The organism is Sinorhizobium sp. RAC02 (assembly GCF_001713395.1).
In the GTDB taxonomy this organism is placed as follows: Bacteria; Pseudomonadota; Alphaproteobacteria; order Rhizobiales; family Rhizobiaceae; genus Shinella.
Map to the genome: position 1 here is coordinate 2,237,916 of NZ_CP016450.1, position 24,791 is coordinate 2,262,706.

General features: G+C 64.5%; 24 protein-coding genes. 9 read left to right on the forward strand and 15 right to left on the reverse strand.

Going from position 1 to position 24,791, the window contains the following annotated elements:
* Window positions 1-138: 138 nt before the first annotated feature.
* The 3 genes from BSY16_RS10775 to BSY16_RS10785 all read right to left on the reverse strand — a co-directional run bounded on the left by BSY16_RS10775 (window position 139) and on the right by BSY16_RS10785 (window position 2,759).
* A complete protein-coding gene (locus BSY16_RS10775; RefSeq protein WP_069059657.1) occupies window positions 139-882 on the reverse strand; it encodes a helix-turn-helix transcriptional regulator in 744 nt (247 codons plus the stop codon).
* A gap of 84 nt (window positions 883-966) precedes the next feature.
* Window positions 967-1,704: a helix-turn-helix transcriptional regulator gene (locus BSY16_RS10780; RefSeq protein ID WP_069059658.1), complete on the reverse strand. Its 738-nt coding sequence runs from the start codon at window positions 1,702-1,704 to the stop codon at window positions 967-969.
* Between the two features lie 266 nt (window positions 1,705-1,970).
* A complete protein-coding gene (locus tag BSY16_RS10785) occupies window positions 1,971-2,759 on the reverse strand; it encodes an IclR family transcriptional regulator (RefSeq protein ID WP_069059659.1) in 789 nt (262 codons plus the stop codon).
* Between the two features lie 104 nt (window positions 2,760-2,863).
* On the opposite strand from BSY16_RS10785, the gene BSY16_RS10790 reads away from it, so the two are divergent.
* The 5 genes from BSY16_RS10790 (at window position 2,864) to BSY16_RS10810 (ending at window position 6,952) form a co-directional block, all read left to right on the forward strand.
* Window positions 2,864-3,625: an SDR family NAD(P)-dependent oxidoreductase gene (locus tag BSY16_RS10790; protein ID WP_069059660.1), complete on the forward strand. Its 762-nt coding sequence runs from the start codon at window positions 2,864-2,866 to the stop codon at window positions 3,623-3,625.
* Entirely contained in the window at window positions 3,625-4,554 is a 930-nt protein-coding gene (locus BSY16_RS10795; RefSeq protein WP_069059661.1) for a 2-dehydro-3-deoxygalactonokinase, read from the forward strand. The genes BSY16_RS10790 and BSY16_RS10795 overlap by 1 nt, the downstream gene beginning before the upstream one ends.
* Window positions 4,555-4,567: 13 nt before the next feature.
* On the forward strand, window positions 4,568-5,206 hold the full coding sequence (locus BSY16_RS10800) for a 2-dehydro-3-deoxy-6-phosphogalactonate aldolase (protein WP_069059662.1): 639 nt from the start codon (window positions 4,568-4,570) through the stop codon (window positions 5,204-5,206).
* Complete coding sequence (locus tag BSY16_RS10805; RefSeq protein WP_069059663.1) at window positions 5,203-6,087, forward strand: SMP-30/gluconolactonase/LRE family protein; 885 nt, start codon at window positions 5,203-5,205, stop codon at window positions 6,085-6,087. The genes BSY16_RS10800 and BSY16_RS10805 overlap by 4 nt, the downstream gene beginning before the upstream one ends.
* Before the next feature lie 187 nt (window positions 6,088-6,274).
* A complete protein-coding gene (locus BSY16_RS10810) occupies window positions 6,275-6,952 on the forward strand; it encodes a PRC-barrel domain-containing protein (protein ID WP_069059664.1) in 678 nt (225 codons plus the stop codon).
* Window positions 6,953-7,031: 79 nt separating this feature from the next.
* On the opposite strand, the gene BSY16_RS10815 is transcribed toward BSY16_RS10810, so the two are convergent.
* On the reverse strand, window positions 7,032-8,573 hold the full coding sequence (locus BSY16_RS10815; protein ID WP_502695979.1) for a trimethylamine methyltransferase family protein: 1,542 nt from the start codon (window positions 8,571-8,573) through the stop codon (window positions 7,032-7,034).
* Between the two features lie 88 nt (window positions 8,574-8,661).
* On the opposite strand from BSY16_RS10815, the gene BSY16_RS10820 reads away from it, so the two are divergent.
* Window positions 8,662-9,588, forward strand: a complete 927-nt coding sequence (locus tag BSY16_RS10820; protein ID WP_069059666.1) for a LysR substrate-binding domain-containing protein — start codon at window positions 8,662-8,664, stop codon at window positions 9,586-9,588.
* 3 nt (window positions 9,589-9,591) lie between these two features.
* On the opposite strand, the gene BSY16_RS10825 is transcribed toward BSY16_RS10820, so the two are convergent.
* From BSY16_RS10825 to BSY16_RS10835, 3 genes are all read right to left on the reverse strand, one after another.
* Window positions 9,592-9,927 carry a PilZ domain-containing protein gene (locus BSY16_RS10825; RefSeq protein WP_069059667.1) on the reverse strand — a complete coding sequence of 112 codons (336 nt, stop codon included), beginning with the start codon at window positions 9,925-9,927 and terminating at the stop codon, window positions 9,592-9,594.
* 114 nt (window positions 9,928-10,041) lie between these two features.
* Window positions 10,042-11,400: a putative bifunctional diguanylate cyclase/phosphodiesterase gene (locus BSY16_RS10830; RefSeq protein ID WP_069059668.1), complete on the reverse strand. Its 1,359-nt coding sequence runs from the start codon at window positions 11,398-11,400 to the stop codon at window positions 10,042-10,044.
* 140 nt (window positions 11,401-11,540) lie between these two features.
* Window positions 11,541-13,280, reverse strand: coding sequence for a response regulator (locus BSY16_RS10835; protein ID WP_069059669.1), 1,740 nt, complete (start codon window positions 13,278-13,280; stop codon window positions 11,541-11,543).
* Window positions 13,281-13,543: 263 nt separating this feature from the next.
* Here BSY16_RS10835 and mutL point away from each other — a divergent pair, with 263 nt between their 5' ends.
* Together mutL and BSY16_RS10845 are read left to right on the forward strand one after the other, a co-directional pair.
* A complete protein-coding gene (mutL, locus tag BSY16_RS10840) occupies window positions 13,544-15,343 on the forward strand; it encodes a DNA mismatch repair endonuclease MutL (protein WP_069059670.1) in 1,800 nt (599 codons plus the stop codon).
* Window positions 15,344-15,425: 82 nt separating this feature from the next.
* Entirely contained in the window at window positions 15,426-15,656 is a 231-nt protein-coding gene (locus BSY16_RS10845) for a DUF2093 domain-containing protein (RefSeq protein ID WP_069059671.1), read from the forward strand.
* Here the strand turns inward: BSY16_RS10845 and lpxK are convergent.
* From lpxK to BSY16_RS10875, 6 genes are all read right to left on the reverse strand, one after another.
* On the reverse strand, window positions 15,653-16,699 hold the full coding sequence (lpxK, locus tag BSY16_RS10850; RefSeq protein ID WP_069059672.1) for a tetraacyldisaccharide 4'-kinase: 1,047 nt from the start codon (window positions 16,697-16,699) through the stop codon (window positions 15,653-15,655). The two genes, BSY16_RS10845 and lpxK, sit on opposite strands and share 4 nt — an antisense overlap.
* 107 nt (window positions 16,700-16,806) lie before the next feature.
* The gene (locus tag BSY16_RS10855; RefSeq protein ID WP_069059673.1) at window positions 16,807-17,541 is read right to left on the reverse strand and encodes an HAD family hydrolase; all 735 of its coding nucleotides are present in this window, start codon (window positions 17,539-17,541) and stop codon (window positions 16,807-16,809) included.
* Between the two features lie 11 nt (window positions 17,542-17,552).
* On the reverse strand, window positions 17,553-18,869 hold the full coding sequence (gene waaA, locus BSY16_RS10860; protein ID WP_069059674.1) for a lipid IV(A) 3-deoxy-D-manno-octulosonic acid transferase: 1,317 nt from the start codon (window positions 18,867-18,869) through the stop codon (window positions 17,553-17,555).
* A 106-nt stretch (window positions 18,870-18,975) separates the two neighbouring features.
* Window positions 18,976-19,212: a DUF4170 domain-containing protein gene (locus tag BSY16_RS10865; protein ID WP_069059675.1), complete on the reverse strand. Its 237-nt coding sequence runs from the start codon at window positions 19,210-19,212 to the stop codon at window positions 18,976-18,978.
* A 60-nt stretch (window positions 19,213-19,272) separates the two neighbouring features.
* Entirely contained in the window at window positions 19,273-20,079 is an 807-nt protein-coding gene (locus tag BSY16_RS10870; RefSeq protein ID WP_069059676.1) for a 3'(2'),5'-bisphosphate nucleotidase CysQ, read from the reverse strand.
* 4 nt (window positions 20,080-20,083) lie between these two features.
* Window positions 20,084-21,430 carry a TldD/PmbA family protein gene (locus BSY16_RS10875; protein ID WP_069059677.1) on the reverse strand — a complete coding sequence of 449 codons (1,347 nt, stop codon included), beginning with the start codon at window positions 21,428-21,430 and terminating at the stop codon, window positions 20,084-20,086.
* Window positions 21,431-21,538: 108 nt separating this feature from the next.
* On the opposite strand from BSY16_RS10875, the gene BSY16_RS10880 reads away from it, so the two are divergent.
* Window positions 21,539-23,332, forward strand: coding sequence for a monovalent cation:proton antiporter-2 (CPA2) family protein (locus tag BSY16_RS10880; protein ID WP_069059678.1), 1,794 nt, complete (start codon window positions 21,539-21,541; stop codon window positions 23,330-23,332).
* On the opposite strand, the gene BSY16_RS10885 is transcribed toward BSY16_RS10880, so the two are convergent.
* Both BSY16_RS10885 and rsmD read right to left on the reverse strand, forming a co-directional pair.
* Complete coding sequence (locus BSY16_RS10885; RefSeq protein ID WP_069059679.1) at window positions 23,329-24,198, reverse strand: patatin-like phospholipase family protein; 870 nt, start codon at window positions 24,196-24,198, stop codon at window positions 23,329-23,331. The genes BSY16_RS10880 and BSY16_RS10885 overlap by 4 nt on opposite strands.
* A gap of 30 nt (window positions 24,199-24,228) precedes the next feature.
* On the reverse strand, window positions 24,229-24,789 hold the full coding sequence (rsmD, locus tag BSY16_RS10890) for a 16S rRNA (guanine(966)-N(2))-methyltransferase RsmD (protein WP_069059680.1): 561 nt from the start codon (window positions 24,787-24,789) through the stop codon (window positions 24,229-24,231).
* Between the last annotated feature and the right edge of the window lie 2 nt (window positions 24,790-24,791).

Here is a 24,791-nt window from a genome sequence, read left to right on the forward strand (position 1 = left end):
CCTTCGCGGCGTCTAGCCGCCGCCTTCTCCCGTAGATAGTGCACGGAAAGGCCGTCGCCAAACGAATTTACCGGCGACGGAAGGCCTCGGCTTTGCGGCAGGTTGCCTCAGCCCAAGCATGGCTGGCGGCAAACCGCTTCAGGCGATCAGCCCGCGACGGATCGCCTTGACCACCGCCTGGGTGCGGTTGACCGCCTCCAGCTTGCGGGTGACCTGGTTGAGGTAGTGGTTCACCGTGTGCTCGGAAAGACCGAGGATTTCGGCGATCTCCAGGCTGGTCTTGCCCGCCGCCGTCCAGCTCAGGCACTGGATCTCGCGTTCCGTAAGGACCACCTGCCCCGATTTCCACGCGGCGCCGATCTCGGCGAGCCGGTTGAAGAGGTGCACGGAAATCATCTGCAGCATCAACCGGTCGTCGCGACTGATCGACGGGTTTTCGCCACCCCAGACGACGGCGCCGCGATTGCCGAGCGCATCGTGTACCGGGAAGAAATGACCGACGAGCATGCCATGGTTGTTCATCAGGTCGAGCAGTTCGGTGAAATCCGACTGTTCGGACGACTCGCCGATCCATTCCCGCATGTCGTAGGAAAACGGCACCGTGGTCAGCCGCAGCTTACGGATCCCGGCACTTTGCCGCACCATGCGCAAGGCATCGTATTTGGCAAGGACTTCCTGCGGCCAGTTGCTGACGATGGAATAGGCCGAAAGCTTTTCGGCCTCGAAACCCGGCAGGTTGAAAACGATGAAATATTTGAGCCCGTATTCTTCGCACTTGCGCCGCATATAGCGCACGATATCGAACTGCGTTTCGAGGGCGGCGATCTCGACGCCCTCGTCCTGTAGCTGGTTTTCGGTGCTGCTCGTTTCGTCAGCCGTCATGTTTCCCCGCAATTTTGTTTTTCGCCCTGGGCAATTGGAGCGGCAACGGACGCTTTCCAGAAAGTCGCAAGGTTTTTTTATACATCAGTTCAAAAGTCCGGCACGAATCGCCTTGACGACCGCCTGGACCCGGTTGACGGCATCGAGCTTGCGCGTCGCCCGATTGAGGTAATGATTGACCGTATATTCCGACAGACCGAGAATTTCAGACATTTCAACGCTCGTCTTGCCGGCGGATGCCCAGGACAGGCATTCGGTCTCGCGGCGCGAGAGCGAAACGTTCTGCCGGCGGCCGGCACGCAGATCCACCACCTCGGTGAAGATGTGGTTGGCAAGCGCGTTGAGTTCGGCCATCTCGCGCGGATTGAGCGCTTCGCGCGTACCGCCGAAGGCGAGCGCACCGCGCAGGCCCGCTGAATTGTGCGCCGGGAAATAGGCCCCGCGCGACAGGCCGTGCCGGTCAAACAGGCTCGCCGCGATCGTCGCCTTGCCATCGGCCCGGCGGCGGTTCGTGCCGTCCGCATCATAGGTGAAGGGATTTGTGCTCTGGCGCAGGCGCCCGATGACGGGACTGCCGAAGATCAGGCCAGCATCGTCATAGGTTTCAAGCATTTCATCCGGCCAGGACGTCAGAAGGACGTTGGACGAGAAATCGGTCGAGGTTTCGGACGGAATGTTGATCAGCAGATAACCGCGGAGGCCGAAACGCTTGACGATGCCGCTCAGCATCTCGGCAACATCTTCCTCCGACCCCAGGGCCGACGGGGTTGTTCCCCACCGATGCTGGAATTGTGCAGACGTCGTATGGAATCGATCCGCCATATCCCTATCTTCCTTCAGCACGCACGCAACCGTGCGGCAAAATAACCTGCCGACACAATGCACTGCTTGCCTCAGGAACCCCCGTATCCCAATGCAAGTATGTTCGATGAACCACGTCTCAAGACCGCGGAAAGCGACGCAACTCAAGAGCTGGTCGTGACGGAAGCTACTGATGCCCCTTTCCCACGTCCAGCGCGATTTTCTAATTTACCGTAAAATGGTGCCAGAAGACAACCACGTGATCACTTACGTACCTCATTATCGACTTATCGTTGCGGACCGAGCCGTGCGGCAAGCTCCGCCATGATGGCGCCGGCCGCGTGGCGGACACGCGGCGCCCAGTCGACAAGCTCTGTTTGTCCAACACGATAGGCCGGTCCCGTCACGGAAACGCCCGCGACAAGCGACCGTCCGGCATCGAAAACCGGGGCGGCGACACAGCGTATGCCGGGTTCGTGTTCTTCCCGGTCGAATGCGATGCCGCTTTGGCGAATCTCCGCCAGTTCGGCGAGAAGTTGGGCTCGCCCGGTGATCGTCTGGGGCGTGAAGCGGCGGAATTCGGTCACCGACAGGACCGCCTCCAAGGCCTCGGAATCGAGCACGGAGAGCGCCGCCTTGCCGACGCCCGTGCAATAGGCGGGCGAGGCATTGCCGACCTGCGAATTCATGCGCACCGCCTGGCGGCTTTCCACCTTGTCGAGATAGATGATTTCCCGCCCGCGCAGCACGCCGAGATGCACGGTCTCGCCGGTTTCCCGATGCAGCGCATCGAGGAACGGGGCCGCGACGGCGCGGAATTCATTGCGCGCCCAGCTGGCTGAGGCGAGCTTGAGAAGGCGCAGGCCCGGCATATAGGCGTGGTCGGGGCGCAGCTCCAGAAGCCCTTCCTGCACCAGATGAGACAGCTGGCGATGCAGCGTGCCGCGCGGCTGGTCGCTGACAGCAAGCACGTCAGTGAAGCGCATCGGCCTGTCGGCGAGCGCAACCGTCTCCAGCACATCCATCGCCTTGCCGAGCGTGCCGGTGCCTGCACCGGTTTCGTTTGCCGTCGTCATTGTCGCAGCCCCGCTGATCCCTTGACACTCCGGCACAGTAGCGGAATAATTCCGAATAATCAAACTCAGTTCCAAATAATGGAATTCATATCGGGAGAACAGCGATGACGGGTCGCTATCCGGACCTCGCAGGACAGGGCGTGATCATCACCGGCGGAGGCTCGGGCATTGGTGCGGCGCTGGTGGCGGGTTTTGCGGCTGAGGGCGCCCGCGTCGCCTTCCTCGACATTGCCGAGGCGGAGAGCCGCACGCTGGTTTCCGAACTGGACGGCAAGGTCGAACATCTTCCCCTCTTCATAGGCACGGACCTGCGCGACATCGCGGCGTTGCGGATAGCGATCGAGACAGCCGCGGCCGCACTCGGCGGCATTCGCGTGCTCGTCAACAATGCGGCGCGCGACGACCGCCACGATCTCGAAACAGTCGAACCCGACTATTGGGACGAGAACCAGGCGGTGAACCTGCGCCACCACTTTTTCGCCGCCCAGGCGGTCGCGCCGCATATGCGCAAGGGCGGCGGTGGCGCGATCGTCAATTTCTCCTCCATCGCCTTCCTGCTCAACATGGGCGAGTTGCCCGGCTATGCGACGGCCAAGGCCGGCATCATCGGCCTCACCAAGTCGCTCGCCGGCAAGCTCGGCCCAGACAGGATCCGCGTCAACGCCATCCTGCCCGGCATGGTGCTGACGGAGCGACAGAAGCGCCTGTGGATCGACGAAGACGCCAAGGCCGGCGGCATCGACCGCCAATGCCTGAAGCGCTCGCTGCTGGCTGAGGACATGGTCGGCCCTACCCTCTTCCTGGCGTCGGATGCGTCCGCCGCCATCACCGCCCAATCACTCATCGTCGATGGAGGCATGCTCTGATGACCAACCCCACCCCCGAACCCGCCTATGTCGCGGTCGACTGGGGAACCTCCAGCTTCCGCCTCTGGCTCATCGGCAAGGATGGCAACGTCATCGCCGAACGCCGCAGCGGCGAAGGCATGACCACCGCCGCGCGCACCGGCTTTGCCGAGGTGCTGGCAAGTCACCTTACTGCAGTTTCCGCGCCCGACGGCCTGCCCGTGCTGGTCTGCGGCATGGCCGGCGCCAAGCAGGGCTGGATCGAGGCCGGCTATATCGACACGCCCGCAGCCCTTGCCGACATCCCGGCCGCGGCCGTGCGCATTCCCGGTGTCGCGGCGGATATCCGCATCCTGCCCGGCCTTGCCCAGCGCGATGCGGCGGCGCCCGATGTCATGCGCGGCGAGGAAACCCAGCTTCTCGGTGCCGCCGGCGCGCTCGGCGATGGCGACCACCTCGTCTGCATGCCCGGCACGCACAGCAAATGGGTTCGCCTGTCCGGCGGCAAGGTTCTGGGTTTCTCCACCTTCATGACCGGCGAACTGTTCGAGGCCATCGCGAAGAACACGATCCTCAGCCATGCCATCGCCGACGCTGGTGCGATTTCCGGCGGGACCGCCGCCTTCCGCGCGGCCGTGGCGCGCATGGTCGCCAATCCGGCGCTCGCGACGAGCCAGCTGTTTTCCGTACGGGCCGGATCGCTGATTGCCGGGCTTTCGCCCGAAGATGCCAAGGCGCGGCTCTCGGGTACGCTGATCGGGCTCGAAATCGCCGGAGCGCTGTCGCTGGTTGCGGAAGGCACGCCCGTGACGCTGGTCGTCTCGGGCGGGCTCGGCGACCTTTACAGCCAGGCGCTGGCCGCCGCCGACCTCTCCCCCTCTTTCATCGACGCCGATACCGCCGTGCGAAACGGCCTAGCCGCAGGCGCCAAGGCGCTCTGGTCCCTCTGAGAAAGCAAACACCATGAACCGCATTCCCTTTCCCCCGATGAAATATCCGCTGATCGCCATCCTGCGCGGCCTGAAGCCGAGCGAAACCGAAGGTGTCGTCGGCGCGCTGATCGAAAGCGGCTTTACGGCAATCGAAATCCCGCTGAATTCGCCGGAGCCGTTCAAATCCATCGAGACCGCCGTGAAGATGGCGCCGGATGGCTGCCTGATCGGTGCCGGCACCGTTCTGACCGTGGAGGACGTCAATCGCCTTGCCGACGTTGGCGGACGGCTGATGGTGAGCCCGAATGTCGAGCCGGACGTCATCTCCACCGCTGCCGCCAAGGGCATGGTGACGATGCCCGGCGTCTTCACCCCGACCGAGGCGCTGGCCGCCGCCCGCGCCGGCGCGACGGGCCTCAAATTCTTCCCGGCCAGCGTGCTCGGCCCAGCCGGCATCCAGGCGATCCGTGCCGTGCTGCCGGCGGAACTGGAGATCGCAGCCGTCGGCGGCGTGTCGGAGAAGAACTTCGCCGACTATGCCGCGATCGGCCTGCGCAGCTTCGGCCTGGGCTCCAGCCTCTACAAGATGGGCATGGCTGCCGATGAAGTGCGTGCGCGCGCCAAAACCACCCTCGAAGCCTACGATGCCGTCTATGGAGCGGGCCGATGACCCAGACGCATTCCTTCACCGGTCGCGTTCTGAGCGACATCGCCTGCCAGCTCGGCGAGGGTCCGACCTATGATCCTGCGACCGGCAACGCCTTCTGGTTCGATATCCGCGGCAAGAAGCTGCATGAGCTGCACCTTTCGAGCATGACGAAAACCCAACACGACCTGCATTTCCTCGGCAGCGTGCTCGCCGTCATCGATGCGGAGCGCCAGTTGATCGTCTCCGACCAGGGGCTCTTCATCCGTCAGGTCGCCGACGGCCGGCTGACGCCCTTCGTAAAACTGGAAGACAAAACGCAGAACCGCTCCAACGACGGCCGCGTCCACCCGTCCGGCGCGCTCTGGGCGAGCACGATGGGTCGCAAGGCGGAAAAGCATTCCGGCGCGATCTACCACGTCGCGGGCGACCGGGTGACGGTGCTCTATTCCAACATCACCATTCCGAACGGCATCTGCTTTTCGCCGGATGGCAGCATCGGCTACTTCACCGATACCGACGTCAACCATCTGATGCGGGTCGCACTCGACCCGAAGACAGGCCTCCCCACCGGCGCGCCGGAGGTGCTCAGCGACGAGAGCGTCACGCCGGGTGGCGTCGATGGTGCGGTCTGCGATGCCGATGGCCTCATCTGGAATGCCCGCTGGGGCTCGAACGCCGTCGACGTCTACAGACCGGACGGTACGAAGATCGCGCGCTACCTGGTGCCGGCTTCGCAGGCGAGCTGCCCGGCCTTCATCGGCGAAAAGGCCGACCGGCTGCTGGTGACCTCCGCCTGGCAGGACCTGGAGGCGGAAGGGCACCTTGCCGATCCGCATGCCGGCCAGACCTTCGAGTTGGGCATAACGGTCAAGGGACGTTTCGAGCCGAAATTCCAGCTTTAGACGCCTGTCCAGCGGGCATTTTACCAGCAGAGCCACGTCAAAAAAGCATGGCGGCAACGAAAAAGAAGGCAATTTTCATCGGAACCAAAGCCGGGTGTCGCCGTTCCTTGTCCATCAACCGGTGTGGACGGGCACTTCAAAACCTCCGCCGCGCCTTGATACCAACGAGACGAAAGGCAGGTTTCCAATGACCAACAAACTTCTTACCTCCGTTGCCGCTGGTGCAATTTTCCTTGGCGCGGCCCTTGCTCCGGCAGCCTATGCGCAGGACACCACCCAGCCGGCCGCCGGCGAAACCCAGACCATGGACAAGCCGGCAGTGATGCCGGGCGATGACGCAACGGGCACGACGCCCGGCGACACCGCCGCAAACCCGAGCACGACGCCGACCGAAGATACGGCTCAGACCCCGGCCACCACGCCGAGCGAAGACACCGCCCAGGCTCCGGCCGCCGGTGGTGACTATCTGACCGCCCAGTCGGACGAGCAGATCAGCGCCAACACCTATATCGGTCAGGCGGTCTACAACAGCGCCGATGAAAGCATCGGCAAGATCTCCGACCTGATCATGGAAAAGGACGGCGGTATCACCGCTGCTGTCGTCGGTGTCGGTGGCTTCCTGGGCATCGGTGAAAAGTGGGTCGCCGTTCCGTTCGAGAAGGTCTCGATCACGCAGACCCCGGATTCGGACGACGTCAAGCTGACGACGACCGAAACCGCCGAAAGCCTGCAGGCTGCGCCGGAATTCAAGACCAAGTCGCAGCAGGTCGCCGAACGCCAGGCCACGACGCCGGTCGATACTTCGACCACCTCGTCAACGACCGATACGGGCACGGCTCCGGCCACGACCCAGCCGGTCGAATAAACCGGCGGGTACTTCTGACCTCCAGCCCGATGGCGTCCCTGCGCCATCGGGTTTTTCTTTGTTCGGAATCCGAAAAGCGTCAGTACCAGGCGTCGGCCATCGCGGCCTTCTTGCGATCCATGTAGGCGCAAAGCGCCTCGTCGATGGCGGCATCGAGCGGCGGTGCCTCGTATTCGGCGAGCGTCTTCTTCCACTGCCGATTGGCGCGTGTCGCCATGTCGGTCGAGCCGCCTTCTTCGCTCCATTTCTCGAAGGGTTCGTTGTCGGAAAGCGTCGAGTCCCAGAAAGCCGTCTGGTAGTTGCGCATCGTGTGGTCGCAACCAAGGAAATGACTGCCGGGGCCGACCTGCAGGAAGGCGTCCATGGCGAGCGTGTTGTCGTCGACGACGACGCCGGCAAGGTAGGAATGCAGCGCGCCGCAGAGATCCGCATCCATCACGAACTTCTCGTAGGACATGGCGAGCAGGCCATCGAGGAAGCCGGCGGAATGCAGGATGAAATTCGCGCCGCAATGCACGGCCGACAGCATCGACATCATCCCTTCCTGCATCGCCTGCCCATCCGGCAGCTTGGAGTTGGAAAAATTGCCGGCGCAGCGTAGCGGCAGCTTGAGGCGGCGGGCGAGCTGGCCGACGACCATGGAGCCGATGGCCGGCTCCGGCGTGCCGAAGGTCGGCGAGCCGGAGCGCAGCGACATGGAAGACAGGAAGTTGCCGAAGATGACCGGCGCACCCTTGCGCTCCAGCTGGGTCAGCGCGCAGCCGGCGAGCGTTTCGGCAAAGGACTGCGCGATGGCGCCGGCATTGGTGACGGGACCCATGGCGCCGCCGAGGATGAAGGGCACGATGACGGCGGCCTGATTGGCGCGGGCATAGGCGCGCAGCGACTTTGTCATGGTGCCGTCCCAGACGAGCGGCGAGTTGACGTTGACATTGCCCAGGATGACACAGTTTTGGTCGACGAAGTCGGCACCGAACAGGATGCGCGCCATGTCGATGGAATCCTCGGCGCGTTCCTCCGCCGTGATCGAACCCATGAAGGGGCGATCGGAATATTTCATATGGCTGTAGACCATGTCGAGATGGCGCTTGTTCACCGGGATATCGACCGGCTCGCAGATCGTGCCGCCGGAATGGTGCAGCCAGGGGCTCGACTGGGCGAGCTTGATGAAGTTGCGAAAATCCTCCAGCGTGCCGTAGCGCCGGCCCCTGTCGAGGTCCATGACGAAGGGCGAACCATAGGCGGGCGAGAAGACAACCTTGTTGCCGCCGATCTGCACGTTGTTGGCAGGATTGCGGGCATACTGGGTAAACTCGGCAGGCGCGGAGGAGACGATTTCGCGCAGCATGCCCGGCTCGAAGCGGACCAGCACGCCATCGACCTTGGCACCCGCGCGCTTCCAGTGGTCGAGCGTGGCCGGGTCGTCGCGAAACTCGATGCCGACTTCGGCAAGGATGCGGTCCGCCACCCGCTCGATCTTCTGCAGATTCTCTTCCGAGAGCACGTCATAGGTCGGGATGCCGCGCACGATATAGGGCACGCCGAGCGGCTTTGCCGCGTTGTCCCGCCGTGTGCCTCTGCTGCGCCGTACCGGCGCCTCGATCGTCGCTGCCTCGGCCATGCATTCCTCCATAATTTGGAGCGAGGCTAGGCGTGAAAAGGCCAGTTGTAACGCTGGAAAAATTTATTCGACACTATAAGCTGAGTTTATGGAAACGCTCCGCCGCCTGCTTCCCTCCGCCTCCAGCCTCATCATCTTCGAGGCCGCCGGACGGCACCAGAATTTTACCCGTGCCGCCAGTGAGCTCGGCATGACGCAGGCCGCCGTCTCCTATGCGGTGCGCAATCTGGAGGAACAGCTGGGCGTGGCGCTGTTCCACCGTGTCCACCGCGCGGTGGAACTGACCGATGCGGGCGAGCGCTTCCACGTCGACGTGACGCTCGGCCTCTCGCGCATCCAGAAATCGGCGGAGGACATTCGCGCCAAGGGGCGCGAGGCGAATGTGACGCTCGCCGCCTCCACTGCCTTCGCCTCGATGTGGATGCTGCCGCGGCTTGCCAAGCTCCGGGCGGACTTGCCGGACGTCGACCTTCGCATCCAGACCAGCGTGCGCGACCTCGATCTCGACGAGGAACCGATCCCGCTCGGCATTCGCGGCGGCGATCCGGCGAAATGGCCGCGCTATCATGCCGCTCTCCTGGCGCCGGAGGTGATCACCGCCGTTGCCAGCCCCGCCTTCGTGGAAAGCCGAGGGCATCCAGCAACGCCGGCGGAATTGTTGAAACTGCCGCTTATCCATCTGGAGGAACCGGTGCGCTCGGCCTGCGACTGGCCGGAATGGTTTGCCAGCGCCGGCCTTCGCTATCCGGCGCAGGCGCGGCGGCTCTCCATCAATGACTATGTGCTGGTGATCCAGGCGGTGCTGGCGGGGGAAGGCGTGGCACTCGGCTGGCAGCACCTGATCGAGCGGCAGGTGCGCTCCGGCGCACTCGTCACCGTCGGCGGCCATGTGCTGCGCATGGACGATGCCTTCTACGTCGTCTGGCCGCGATCGCGCGAACTCAACGGCCCGGCACGACGCGTGCGCGACTGGCTCGTCGAGGAAGGCCGGGTGGGCCGGGCCGAGGAACCCTGACTTCTAGCGGCGAAGGACCGGCCGCACTTCCTCGTGGAAGAAGCGGAAGTAGGATGTAATCTGCGCCAGCGCATTGGTCGACAACTTGTATTGAATGCCGAGGCGACCATTGCTGAGCCAGCGGATCGTGCCGCTGAGACGGCCCAGTTCCTCACTCTCGATGGTTACCATCTGGCCGGGCATCGCCTGCACAGGCTTTTCCAGATCGAGCGCCATGCCGCTTGGCGACAGGTCGACGACGCGGCCGCGCGTCGATTGATGCATGATGTGGACCGTCGCGAAAATACGCACGTTCGAACGGTCGGTCGCCCTGACGGGCATGTCCTTGATGGTGGTCATCCGTGGCTCCACTCACGAATTATTCTATGGAACCGACCATAGTGGAGAGTGTTTGCCGCCCGGCTAAACCGAAACAGACAATTTTAACGAACCGGCTTATTCCGGGACGATTCGTCAGGCGGACGCGGTGCGGCCATCGATGCTGACATAGCGGTCAGCGAGGAAACGCATGGTGGCGACGGCATCCGCCGGCTTGCCGTAGAAATAGCCCTGGCCCATGCCGCAGCCGAGCGCCTTGAGCTTCAGCGCCTCGGAGAAATCCTCGATGCCTTCCGCAACCACCGCAAGGTCCAGGCCCTCGCACATGGCGACGATGGCCTTGATGATATGTTCCGACGCCTTGTCGTTGGAAATACGCGAGACGAAGGCCCGGTCGATCTTCACCTTGTCGAAGGTGAAATCGCGCAGGCGCCCGAGGCTCGACTGGCCAGTGCCGAAATCATCGAGCGAGATGCGCACGCCGGCGCCACGCAACTCGCCGACGATCTTCTGCGCGGTGTCCGCGTCCGTCATCATCGCCGTTTCGGTGATTTCAAGCTCCAGCCGGCGCGGATCGAGACCAACGCGGTTGAGAATGGCCAGCGTGTTGAACGCCGTCTTCGGGTCCATCAGCTGGGCGGAGGAGAGATTGAACGAGAGGAAAAGTTCCTTCGGCCAGGACAAGGCGGTTTCTGCGGCCTTGCGCAGCAAGGTGTCCGACAGCGCGTCGATAAACCCGCGCTCTTCTGCAAGCGGCACGAAGACGGCGGGCGAGACATAGCCAAGGTCCGCATCGCACCAGCGCGCGAGCGCCTCGAAGCCGAGGACCGTATCGTCGCGCAGGCTGACGATCGGCTGGAAATGCACGTCCACCTCGTTGGCGATGATGGCATTGCGCAGCGCCTGCTCGAGCTGCGTGGCGCGCTTCATCTCCTGGGCGATTTCCTGCGAATAGACGGTGATCTGGCCGCGGCCACGGCGCTTCGACCGGTAGAGCGCGGTATCGGCGCTCTTCAGAAGCTCGGTAAAGTCTTCACCGGCGAAAGGGTAGATGGCGAACCCGAAGGAGGCGGAAAGCCGCACGTTGCGATCACCGAGATCGAACGGCGCCGACAGCACCTCGCGCAGCATCTGGCCGATCTTTTCAGCGCCCTTGCGCTCGAAGACCAGCGGCAGCACGAAGGCGAACTCGTCGCCGCCATGGCGGGTGACGGTCGCGCCGTCCGGAATGCAGGCTTTCAGGCGGTGGGCGACCTGGCAGAGGATTTCGTCGCCTGCGCGCGGGCCGAAAAGGTCGTTGATCGGTTTGAAGCCGTCGAGATTGGCCATGCCGATGGCGAAGGGAGCCGGGTCCTCCTCGCGCTCCTTGGCGATCTGGCGCACCTTGTCGCGCAGCCGGTAAAGGTTACCGAGCCCGGTCAACGGGTCGGTGTATGCCATGGCATGGAGGTCAGTCTGGGAAACATCCAGCGCCGCGTGTTCAGCAGACTTCATCAATGATTTCCCGTACTTGCGCCCGATCTCCGCCGACCGATCCACGATGGGGCATGATCGTTAACAAATGCATAGCAAGCGATCCTCAGTCCTCCCCACGCGCCTCCCCATTTCTGGGGAGTTGACCGGCCCTTTTCAACTTACGCGACTATTTTCTCCGGCTTGGCGGCGGCATAGCGCCGATAGATGGCCTCGATCATGTCGGGGCTCACCGGCTTGGTGATGTAGTCGTCCATGCCCGCATCCATGCAGTTCTGCATGTCGACATTGAGCGCCTGGGCGGTGACGGCGACGATCGGCGTGCGGGTGCCGGTCTGCTTCTCCGCCTCGCGTATTTCCATCGCGGCATCGATGCCGTTCATGACGGGCATGGAAATATCCATCAGCACGAGGCGCGGCTGGTGCTTGCGCCACAGCATGACCGCCTCCTCGCCATTCTCGGCGATACGGTGCGAAATGCCCATGCCTTCGAGAATCTGCGAGAAGACGAACTGGTTGATCTGGTTGTCCTCGGCGACCAGGACCTCGATGTCGCCGACGGCGGCCGGCAGCATGGTCGAGATGTCGGTTGCGATATACCAGTCGTCGGAAAACGAGACGGGCGTGAGGATGTCGCCGAGCGGCGAACCGTCTTCGGACAACAGCTCGTGCTCCTCGACGAGGGCGCGCATGAAATCCGGGCCGATGCCACCCGGGCTGATCAGCCGCGTGGCGATGCCGCGGCTGTTCCCCTGGACGATTTCGTGGCCTGCCATGTTGTCGTCGATGACGACGAGATCGATAACGAGTCCCTGCCGGGCGGCAAGAGCAAGGAAGGCGTCGTATTCCCGCACGCTGCTGACGGCGCAGCAATCGCCGCCGCGTGCCTTGAACTCCGCAACGAGGATGTCCTCGATATGCGGGTTGGGGGTGACGACGAGGATGCGCTTGCCGGCGACGACCCGCAGTTCCTCGGGATTGAGCTGGTCGAGCAACAGGCGGCGCTCCGCATCACGCACGGGATCGAAGCAGTTCTGCGCCTCCACGAAGCCGCCCGGGACGCGCAGCACGGCATCGTCGGTATCCGCCACGGCCCGCTCGCCCGTCACGAAGGCCGTCACGTCCTCCATCAGCGTCACCAGGGCGTAATGTCCCGGCGCGCCGATGCGATACTTGCGGGTAATAGCGTAGAGGTCGGACCCGTCAGCGCGGATGACATGTTCGGCAAGCGTGTAGGGCTCGCCCGTCTCCAGCACGGTGCGGTCGCTGCTCTCGATACGCTCGGCGCTCTCGGCGTCGGCAAGCGTCCAGATCGAACGGCCGATGATGCTGTCGGCGCTGGTGTCGTAGATGGTGCAGAAGGCCTTGTTGGCCGCGATATAGGTGAGGTTGCGGTCCTTGATGACCACCGGCGACGGCAGGCTCTCGAGGATGGCCTCGGTCAGCGCGATGCGCTCGAGATCGACGCGCCACTGCTCTTCCTGCTTCTTCTGCTCGGAAACGTCGACCAGCGTCGTGACATTGTAGCCGCTCGGCAGGCGGCGCTTACGGAAATGGATCCAGCGGTCGCGGCCAAGCCGTTCGACGGCGTCATGCTGCTCGCGCCAGTGGGCGGAGATGCGGGTGGAGATCCATTCCTCGCGGTTGACGGCCTTGTGGCGCTGCTCCGGCGGAATGCCATAGCGCACGCCGCTGTCGAAGATCGCGCCGAGCACGTCGCGCAGCCGGGTGCCGGGCTTCAGCGTGTCGGGCGGAATCGGAAAATAGCGCAGGACCTGGCGACTGGCGAAGACGAGGCAATCGTTCTTGTCGTAGACGATTACGGCGGCGGCGAGGATATCGCACGCGGCCTCAAACATTCCCAGCCGGATGTTCGCGTCAGGCGACGCTACATCATTCATTGTGGCAGTCCTCGCCTGTCTGGCATTCCCGGAAACATGCTGATCGATGCTTGTCGCACCTTCGGACTTGGGAATGACAGCGGCCAGCGACGCTGAAATAATCCACCGGAGAACCGGCCGGCTTGTGTTCATACAAGCGCTCCGGCACGTTGGCAGCATTTTATTAAAGCCTGATTAAACGATTTCAGGCCGTTGGTGTGCACGACGCGGGATAAGGCAACTTGCCACTGGCATGACCCCGCCGAATCCGCGAAAATAGCACCATGACCATCAGGCAGCTTTCCGAAACCCTCATCAACCAGATTGCCGCCGGCGAAGTGATCGAACGGCCGGCGAGTGCCGCCAAGGAGCTGATCGAGAACGCGCTGGATGCCGGCGCGACGCGCATCGAGATCGCGACGGCCGGCGGTGGCAAGACGCTGCTGCGTATCACCGACAATGGCAGCGGCATGGCACCCGCAGACCTGGAACTGGCGATCCGCCGGCACTGCACCTCCAAGCTCGACAAGGATCTCGCCGACATCCGCACGCTCGGTTTCCGTGGCGAGGCCCTGCCCTCGATCGGTTCCGTCGCAAAACTTTCGCTGCTCAGCCGCACGGCCGACGCCGGCGAAGGGGCCGAGATCAGCGTGACGGGCGGCAAAGTGGTGCCGGTTCGCCCCGCCGCCGCCAACCGCGGCACCGTCGTCGAAGTGCGCGACCTATTCTTCGCGACGCCCGCACGGCTCAAGTTCCTGAAGAGCGAGAAGGCCGAGGCGTCGGCGATTTCCGACGTGGTGCGCCGCATGGCGATCGCCTTCCCGCATGTGCGTTTCGTGCTGTCGGGTTCCGACCGCACGACGCTGGAGTTTCCGGCGACCGGCACGGACCGGCTCGCCCGCATCGCCCAGGTGCTCGGCCGGGATTTCCGCGACAATGCCATCGAGATCGATGCCAGCCGCGAAGGCGTTCGGCTCACCGGCTTTGCCGGCGTACCGACCTTCAACCGCGGCAACAGCCTCAACCAGTTCGCTTTCGTCAACGGTCGGCCGGTGCAGGACAAGCTGGTCTGGTCGGCGCTGCGGGCGGCCTACGCCGAGACCATCCCGCACGGGCGTTATCCTGTCGCGGTGCTGGCGATCGACATCGATCCGGCGCTGGTCGACGTCAACGTGCATCCGGCGAAATCCGACGTGCGCTTCCGCGATCCGGGCCTGGTGCGCGGCCTGATCATCGGCGCGATCCGCGAGGCGCTTGCCCGCGAAGGCGACCGGGCAGCAACGACCGGTGCAAGCGGCCTGATGCGCGCTTTCCGGCCCGAAACATCGCAGCCTTCGACGCCTTGGACGCCGTCTGCCTCGCCCTATCGCCCTTTCGAGACCGCAGGCTCGCCAAGTCCGCTTCGCGAGCGGCAGGCGGGTTTTGCGGAATTCACAACGCCGTCGGCACGCAGCGAGCCAATGTTCACGCCGTCCGCCATGCGCGAAGAGGAGCCACCGCAACGCCATCCGCTCGGCGCCGCCCGCGCGCAGCTCCACGAAAACTACATCGTCGCGCAGACCGAAGACGGGCTGGTGATCGTCGACCAGCACGCGGCGCATGAACGCCTGGTTTTCGAAGCGATGCGCAATGCCCTGCATTCCCGTTCCGTGCCGGCGCAGGTGCTGCTCATTCCCGAGATCGTCGACCTGCCGGAGGACGATTGCGACCGGCTCGTCTCGCATGCCGAGGAATTCGCAAAACTCGGTCTCGGCATCGAGCGCTTCGGCCCCGGCGCGGTCGCGGTGCGCGAGACCCCCGCCATGCTCGGCGAGATGGACGCGAGCGGCCTCATCCGCCAGCTTGCCGATGAACTGGCGGAATGGGACACGGCGAGCGGCCTCAAGGCCAAGCTCGAATACCTCGCCGCCACCATGGCCTGCCACGGCTCTGTGCGCTCCGGCCGGCGCATGCGGCCGGAAGAGATGAACGCATTGCTGCGCCAGATGGAGGCGACCCCAGGGTCCGGCCAGTGCAACCATGGACGGCCGACCTATATCGAACTGAAGCTTTCGGACATCGAACGGCTGTTCGGACGCAGCTGACAACAGCGAAAACGCTGGAAATTTCACCCTTGCCGCGATATGGCAGCATGACGACCAGATGACACGGATATTGAGATCGATGATGAACCGTCTTGAAGGACGCGGCAGCCGCGAAGCGAAGATCCGCTATCTTGACGGTGATTTCCAGATCCTGATGCCCGGTTCGCACGTCACCTGCGCGATGACCGGCGAAATGATCCCGGTCGACGAGCTGCGCTACTGGAGCGTCGCCCGCCAGGAACCCTACGCCACCTGCGCCGCCTCGCTGGACGCCGAAAAACGCGCCGGCGCGCTGCCCAACCAGAAGCGCTAGGCCTTACCTGCACCCGACGCCTTCAGTTTCCGCCGCCTCGCATTCGCGATCGCCGCGTCGATGATCGCGTCCGGTCCCTTCGGGTCGTCGAAGCGGATTTCCACCTCGACTACCCGGCTCTTCTCCTTAAGCTTTTCCGACCGGCCGTGCCCGCCGGCAAGGCGCACACTGTCCTTGGATGTGGTGAGAAGCTGGTAGCTGAGCCCTTCGGCATGGTCGAGGATTTCCGCCACCTCGTCGTCGCTCAAATAATGATGGTCGGGGAAGCTGCGGGTCACGTAGAGATGCGCGCCGGTCTCGTTGACGGTGCGGAAGAACTTTTCATTATCGGCGATGCCCGACCAGGCCATGACGACCTGCCCCTCCAGATCCTCGGCACCGACGGTGACGAGGGTGGCGGAATGGACCGCCTTGCCGGCACGCGCCGCCTGGCGGATCAATCGGTCGGCCGCGTTGCCATCGCCGATCGCCAGAAGCGCGCTCGCCTGGCGCATCTGTTCGGCCAGCGGCGCACGCACCGGGCCGCTCGGCACGAGGTGGCCGTTGCCGATGCCGCGGCGCGTGTCGATGACCAGCAGCGCATAATCGAAGGTCAGTTGCGCGCTCTGGAAGCCGTCATCCATGATGATGAGGTCGGCGCCTTCCTCCACCAGCTTTTTCGCGCCCTTGATCCGCTTGCGGGCGATGACCGTCAAAGCTTCCCGGGCGAGCAGCAGCGGTTCGTCCCCGACGGCGCGGGCATAGTGGTGATGGGGATCGACGACGGTGGTCACGTCGAGCGAACCTCCATAACCGCGGGAGAGGAAGCCCGGCTTGAGGCCCCGCGCCTTGGCGGCGCGGGCGATGGCGATCGCCGTCGGCGTCTTGCCGGCACCACCGACGGTGAAGTTACCGACGCAGATGACCGGGACCGGCACTTCCCCGCGCCGCTTCTTGCGCATGCGCTGGCCGGCGACCAGGCCATAGAGGCGCGAGACAGGCCAGAGCGCATAGGCCCGCCAGTCCGGCTTCGTCCACCAGAAAGGCGGTGCTTCACTTACCATTCGGCCCCCAGCGAGCGCTTCTGCCCGGTCGTTGCGTCAAGAAACGCGAGAAGGCGCGGAAAATCAACCATGAGAGACGGTTTGCCTGGCAAGACGGTTGCGGCGTCTCACGCTGCCGGACGTGCGGCCGCGGCTTCGGGGAAGAGCGGCACGAGTTCGGTGATGTCGTTGAGGCAGTAGTCGGAGGCGTCGGCCAGCGATTCCCGCGAGCCCGTGCCGGTGAGCACGGCGACGGTGAGGCCGGCACCGGCGTTGCGGCCCATATGCATGTCGTGATTGTTGTCGCCGACGACGGCGACCTGGTGCGGCTCGAGGCCGGTCGCGGCGCAGAAGCCGAGCACCATGCCGGCTTCCGGCTTGATGCCGAAGCCACTGTCATAACCGGCAACGTAGTGGAGATAGTTTTCAAAGCCGAAGCGCTTTGCCGTCGCGCGGATCGACGCTTCGTTGTCGCTGGAGGCAACGCCCAGCCAGTAGCCACGGGCGTGCATGGTGGCAAAGAAGTCCGCAAGATCGGTGACGGCGACAGCAAGCTGCGCGGAATTGGCGAAGAGGCCGTCGAAATGGATGGTCAGCGCCTCCACGGTGAAGGGTGCGCCGGCTGCGACGAAGCCCTCGGCGATTTCCACCGTGTTGCCAGCGGCCAGCAGGCTATCGGGCATGACATGGCCGGTGTCCGGGTCCATGCCGCCGGCCACGAGCAGCTTGCGCGCCAGATCCTCGTCACCGAGAGCGGCAACGCGGGCGAGCTCGTAGTTCACTGGTACCCAGCTCCGGGCATAGTCGAGCAGCGTTCCGTCCTTGTCGAAGAGGATGCCGGAAATCGTCGCTGCCTTGGTCATGTCCCGTCCTTTCAGGAGGTCTGGCGCGGGTGGAGCCGCGCCTTCACGGTGAGCGGATTGATATAGGGTTCCAGCCCCTTTACCGTGGCGCGCAAGGCACCGCGCATTTCCTGCACGGTCTCCTGCCCGGCCTCGATCATCTGCTTGCGCATCTCGTCGTTGCTCAAGAGGTAATGCACGCCCTTGGCCAGCATCTCGACGTCGCGCACCATCTTGGCGCTGCCATTGCGGGCGAGTTGCTGGTAGGCCTCGCGGAAATTCTGCACGTTGCCGCCGGACAGGATCGCGCAGCCGAGCATGGCCGGCTCCAGCGGGTTCTGTCCGCCTTCCGCAAACAGCGAACGGCCAACGAAGGCGATTTCCGTCATGCGCAGGTAGAGCCCCATTTCGCCGATCGTATCGCCGAGGAAGATATCGGTCTCCGGCGTCAGCGGGTCGTTCAATGTGCGACGGGCGACATTCAGGCCGCGCGCCGTCAGCATGTCGGCGATAGCATCGCTGCGCTCGGGGTGGCGCGGCACGATGATGGTGAGGAGGCCCGGCGTGCGCTCCTTCAACACACGGTGCACATTGCCGGCGGCCGCTTCCTCGCCCTCGAAGGTCGAGATCGCCGCCCAGGTGCGACGGCCCTTGATCTGGTCGAGATAGGCCTTCAGCACGGCGGCATCGGCCGGCGGCCCATCCGTATCGACCTTGAGGTTGCCGGAGACCATGACCGGCAGGGCACCCAGCGTGCGGAAGCGCTCCGCATCCAGCTCCGACTGCGCGATGACCAGGGCGAAATTCTCGAAGATCGCATCGGCGATCGACATGCGCCGCTTCCAGCGCGGGAATGAGCGGTCCGAAATACGACCGTTCACCAGAACCTGCGGGATATGGCGTTTGCTGAGCTCCAGGATGGTCATCGGCCAGATCTCCGACTCCGCCATGATAGCGAGATCGGGGTGCCAGTATTCCAGGAAACGGCTGATCGCCGGCTTCAGGTCGAGCGGCACATATTGGTGGATGACGTCTGTGCCGAGCCTGTCGCGCACGACCTTGGCGGAGGTGATGGTGCCTGTCGTGAGCAGGACGGCGATGCCGCGGCGGCGCACTTCCTTGATCAGCGGCAGCACCGCATTGGTCTCGCCGACGCTTGCGGCATGAAACCACACGAGCGGCCCCGTCGGGCGATCGACGCTGGCGAAACCGTAGCGCTCGCGGCGGCGGGAGCGTTCTTCCTTGCCCTTGGCCACCCGCAACGCCAGATACGGACCGACGATCGGGTAGAGCGCGACGCCACCCCAACGGTAGAGCGAAAGCGCGAAACGGGCGAGCCGCCTGCTCATCGGCAGGGCGCCCCGGTTACGGCTTTCGGGCTTGTGAGGGTCATGAAAGGTCCGATTTTGTCCGGCGCGGCGAAAGCCGCGCGGGAGCGGTGTCAGGAAACGCGTCTCAGCCGTTCTGCGGGTCCAGAAGCCGGTGCATGTGCACGATGAAATAGCGCATATGCGCGTTGTCCACGGTCTGCTGGGCCTTCGACTTCCAGGCGGTGAGCGCGCTCGCATAATCGGGGAAGATTCCGACGATATCGAGATTGTTGAGATCGCGGAACTGAAGGTCCGTCAGCGTGGTCAGTTCGCCGCCGAACACCAGATGGAGGAGCTGTTTCGATTCGGTGGTTTCGGTCATGACTTCTCTCTTTTTCTTGTCGGATTTTGGCACACGGTTTGCGGTATTCCGCACCAAAGGTCAATGGCCGGCAAAGGGACAGGAGGCATCCACAAGGCCGGAAAGCCGGGATAAACCGGCAGCAGCGAGCGTCTCGTGCGTGACGTTCGGGCGGTTGTAGGACAGTGGCTCGCCATCGAGCGTCACGAGCGATCCACCGGCCCGCGTCAGGATGAGATCGGCAGCCGCGAGATCCCAGTCATGGGCATTGCGCTTGACCAGCGTCGCGTCGATGCGCCCGTCCGCCACCATGGCAAGCCGGTAGGCAAGCGAGGGTACATGCGAGATGCGGTGCACGCCGCCGACCACGCGCTTGTCGATGTCCCGCAGCATGTCTTCCGGCACGGCCATGCGCGTCGGGCGGCTGGCATCGGGCTCGGTCGCCTTGATCGGCTGGCCGTTTTTCAACGCCACGCCATCGGCGGCCGCGGTGAACAGTTCATCGAGCGACGGCGCGAAGAGCACGCCGGCAACGGGCCTGCCCTTGTGCACAACGGCGGCGCTGACGCACCAGATGTCCTTGCCGGCGATGAAGGCGCGCGTGCCGTCGATCGGATCGATGACGAACACCGTCTCGCAATCGAGCCGTCCGGCATCGTCGTCGGTCTCTTCCGAGAGCCAGCCGTAGTTCGGCCGGGCGGAGAGCAGTTCCTTCTTGAGGATGTCGTTCGCGGCAAAGTCGGCGGCACTCACCGGCGAATGGCCGCCGTTCTTCCACCAGACCTCCGGCTCCTTGCGGAAGAATTCCAGCGCCCGCGCACCGGCAAGCCGCGCTGCGGCGGTGAGAAGCGCGAGGTCGGCATTCCAGTCGTTGGCGGGGCTTGTCATGGCCTCATGTCCCGGCAAGCGTCATGCCTTCGATGGCAAGCGTCGGCGCGGCAACGCCGAACGAGCGATCGATGTCATTCGCCGGCGTGATGCGCATGAACATGTCGACGAGGTTGGACGCGATGGTGACTTCCGAGACGGCAAACGTCAGCTCGCCGTTCTCGATCCAGTAGCCGGAGGCGCCGCGGCTGTATTCGCCCGTCACCATGTTGACGCCCTGGCCGATCAGCTCGGTAATGTAAAAGCCGTTGCCGACGGAGCGGATCAGGTCTTCCGGCGAGATATCGCCCGGCTCCAGCGCGAGGTTGGTGGAGGCCGGGTTGACCGAAGTGCCGCCGCGCGCGCCGCGGCCGTTGGTCTTGAGGCCGAGTTCGTTGGCGGTGGATGTGGAGAGGAACCAGTGCTGCAACACGCCGTCCTCGATCATCGCCAGGCGCTCGCCGGAGATGCCCTCGCCGTCGAACGGGCGGGAGGACGAGCCGCGCACGATGAGCGGATCATCGGTAACGGTGAGGCCGGCCTTCAGGACCTGCTTGCCCATGCGGTCGCGCAGAAAACTCGTCTTGCGGGCGACGGAGGCGCCGTTGATCGCACCGGCAATGTGGCCGGCGATGCCGCGCGCCACGCGGGGATCGAAGACGACGGTGACATTCTTCGCCGTCGGCACCTGGCGCGGGTTCAGCCGGCGCACGGCACGCGCCGCGGCCTCGCGGCCGATGTCTTCGGCATCGCGCAGATCGGCGAAGTAGAGGCTCGAATCGAAATCGTAGTCGCGCTCCATCTTGGTGCCTTCGCCGGCGATGACGCTGACGGAGCGGCCGAAGCGGCTGGCGCTGTAGGCGCCGGAAAAGCCATGCGAGGTGGCGAGCACGAGGCCGCCCATGCCGGCGGAGGCGCCGCCGCCGCCGGAGTTGGTGATGCCGGAGACGGCAAGGGCCGCAGCTTCGGCGGCAAGTGCTGCCTCGGTCAGCTGCTCGGCGGAGACTTCCGTCGGGTCGTAGAGTTCGAGATCCGGCCAGTCGCGTGCGAGGTCGGCCTCGTCGGCGAGCGTCGCGTAGGGATCTTCCGGCGAGGCCTTCGCCATGGCGACGGCGCGCTCGGCGAGCACCTTCAGGTCGAAGCCGGGATTGGCCGAGACGCTGGCGACGCGCTTGCCGACGAAGACGCGCAGCGAGAAGTCATCGCCCTCCGAGGCCTCGGTGCCTTCGACCTTGCCGAGGCGCACGCTGACGGAACTGGAGCGGCCGCGAACGACGACAGCATCGGCCGCATCCGCTCCCGCCTGGATGGCGCGGTCGATAAGTTCGCCGGCGCGCGCGAGAAGGCTTGCGGAATCGATCGTCTCTGACATGACTTGGCCTTTCTTTGCTGCCCCATTTATTGTGCAGTAGCACAGGCATCAAGGGCAGCCGTCCCTTTTTTGCCCTGCGACCGCCGCCTCTCGAAGAAAGCCTGCCGCATGCCCTACACCCACAGCCCCTATAACGAGGTCCTGCTGATGCTCGGCGGCGCGCTTCTCGCGGCGCCAATCTTCAAGCGGCTGGGGCTCGGCACCATTCTCGGCTACCTCGCCGCAGGCGTGGTGATCGGCCCGATTCTGCACCAGATCCGCGACGGTGAAGAGCTTCTGGGCGTCGCCGAACTGGGCGTCGTCTTCCTGCTGTTCCTCATCGGGCTGGAGCTGAAACCCTCACGCCTCTGGGCGATGCGGCACGATATTTTCGGGCTCGGCCTGGCGCAGGTCGTCGTCACCGGGCTGGTGCTGGCGGGGCTGACCTTCGTGACGGGCATGGAGCACTGGGACGGAGCGCTCATCATCGGTTTCGGCCTTGCGCTCTCCTCCACTGCCTTCGCCATGCAGATCCTCGATGAGAAGGGCGACACGAACACGCGCTATGGCCAGCGCGCCTTCTCCATGCTGCTGTTCCAGGATCTGGCCATCGTGCCGCTGCTGGCATTGATCCCGCTTTTGGCGGAGCAGGCGCCGGAGGACACGACGACCGCCTTCCAGGACTTCATGATCGCCCTTTCCGCTATCACCGCGCTGCTGGTGGCCGGCCGCTACCTGCTCAACCCGCTGTTCCAGATCATTGCCCGCACCGGCGCACGCGAAGCGATGATTGCGGCGGCTCTCTTCGTCGTGCTCGCCGCCGCCATGCTGCTGCAGATGGCCGGCCTCTCCATGGCAATGGGCGCCTTCCTGGCCGGCGTGCTGCTCGCGGACTCCTCCTACCGCCATGAATTGCAGGCGGATGTGGAGCCCTTCCGCGGTATCCTGCTGGGGCTGTTCTTCATGGCCGTCGGCCTTTCGTTGCATCTCGACGTCATCTTTTCCGGCTGGCTGACCATCCTGATCGCCACGCCAACCGTCATGCTGGTGAAGAGTTTCGTGATCTACGGCCTCTGCCGCTTCACCGGCTCATCGCACAACGACGCGGTGCGCATTGCGCTTGTCCTGCCGCAGGGCGGTGAATTCGGTTTCGTGCTGTTCACGGCAGCCTCTGCCGCCGGCATCTTTTCCGGCGGGCTCGCCTCGCTGCTCGTCGCCATCGTCACCATTTCCATGGCACTGACGCCAATTGCGGCAGCACTGTCCCGCTTCCTGCTGGTCGAGGATATCGAGGAGGAGATGGAGGAGGATTTCGAGGGGGCCGGCGCCGACGTGCTGATGATCGGTTTTTCGCGCTTCGGCCAGATCGCCGCGCAGATCCTGCTGGCCGGCGGGCGCGAGGTGACCGTCATCGACCATTCGACCGACCGCGTGCGCCAGGCGGCAAGCTTCGGCTTCCGCATCTATTTCGGTGACGGCACGCGCAAAGACGTGCTGCGCGCCGCCGGCATCGAGCGCGCCAAGATCGTCGCCATCTGCACACAGGGCAAGGCGACCACGGACAGCATCGTCGACCTCGTGCAGTCGGAGTACCCGAATGCGACGATCTTCGCCCGCTCCTACGACCGCGTGCACACGCTATCGCTGCGTGCCCGCGGGGTGCAGCACGACGTGCGCGAGACCTTCGAATCCGCCCTGCTCTTCGGTCGCGAAACGCTGGAAGAACTCGGCGTCGAGCCGGAAGATGCACTGGCGATCGGCGACGACATCCGCCGCCGCGACGTCGCACGGCTGGAACTGCAGGCCGTCGAGGGCCTGACGGCCGGCCGGCACATGCTGCACTTCAAGCCCGTCAAGCCGGAGCCGCTGGTCAAGCCGAAGAACAAGACGCAGGCCGAAGTCGACGAGGAAGAAAGCGCCTAGGCCAAAGCGGACAGCTTTGCATCGAGCGACCGTTTCAGCTCGTCGCGGATGCCGGAGGAGGCGGTAAGCACCTCCTCGGCCTTGGCGAAATCGAGCACGCGGAAACGACCGACATCGGGTTGCAGGAAGATGTCGGGTGCAGCCTTTTCCAGCTTCAGCGTGACGATGGATCGCATGGTGAGCTGGGTTGCGCCATAGAGGCTGTCGATGCTGTTCGGCAGGCCCGCGGTACCGGCCGGCGGGTGGCCGATGACGTCGACGCCGATGGTGATGTCCGCATGCCCTCTCAGATGATCGAACGGCACCGGGTTCCACAGGCCGCCGTCGATCATCACGCGCCCGTCGATCAGCACCGGGCGAAAGACGGCGGGCAGTGCCGCGGAGGCGGCGATCGCCGGGAAGAGCGCGCCGCTCTCGCAAACGCATTCGCACTGGCCGTAGTAATCCGACGCGATGACCTTCAGCGGGATTTGCAGGTCTTCGAAGGTTTCCGGCAGGCGATCCGGCAGAAAAGCCTTTAACACGCGTTCGAGGTTGAATTGCCCGACGCGAAAACCACCGGCGACGACTTCTGAAAACCGTGTGGGGCGCAGGCTCCACAGCCGGTTCATGATGCGGCTCGGATGGCCGATGGTGGCAAGCGTGTGTTCGCGGATTTCCTTGCCCGTCATGCCGGCCGCCATGGCGGCGCCCATGATGGCGCCGATGGAGGCGCCCGAAATCAGCACCGGGCGGATGCCGAGTTCGTCCAGCACCTCGATGACATGGATGTGGGCAAGGCCGCGTGCACCACCGCCGCCGAGCGCGATCGCGACGGTCGGGCCGCCGGCACGCAGGCTGTCAACGGAAACGAAGGCTTCGGTCATCGCTGGCGTCCTCTGCGGAGGCCTGGCGGATCAGCCGGCCCGGTAGCGGTAGAAATGCATGCGTGTGTCGCCGAAGGTGCGGACCTCGAGAAGATCGAAACCATCGATGGCGGCAGGCTGAATATCGGCGCGCTCCTCGAGGATCGCAAGGGCGCCGTCGACGAGCCAGCCGCCGCGGGCTGCTGCATCGAGCGCGCGTTCACCGAGGCCCTTGGCGTAGGGCGGATCGGCGAACAGGAAATCGAATGGTTCCACCGTGCCGACGACGCCGAGCGCTGTGGCATCGCGCCGGAAAATCTTGGCGCGGCCGATGACGCCGAGCGTTTCGATGTTTGAATGCAGAAGCCCCCTGCCCTCGACGCTCTGCTCGACGAAGAGTGCCGCGCGGGCGCCGCGCGACATCGCCTCCAGGCCAACGGCACCCGTTCCCGCGAAGAGATCGAGCACGCGTGTGCCGTCGAGCGCTTCAGGATAGGCATGGGACAGGATGTTGAACAGGCTTTCGCGCGTGCGGTCCGAAGTCGGACGAATGTCATCCGACTTCGGCGTTGCAAGCGAACGGCCGCGAAACTCTCCGCCGACGATCCGCACTG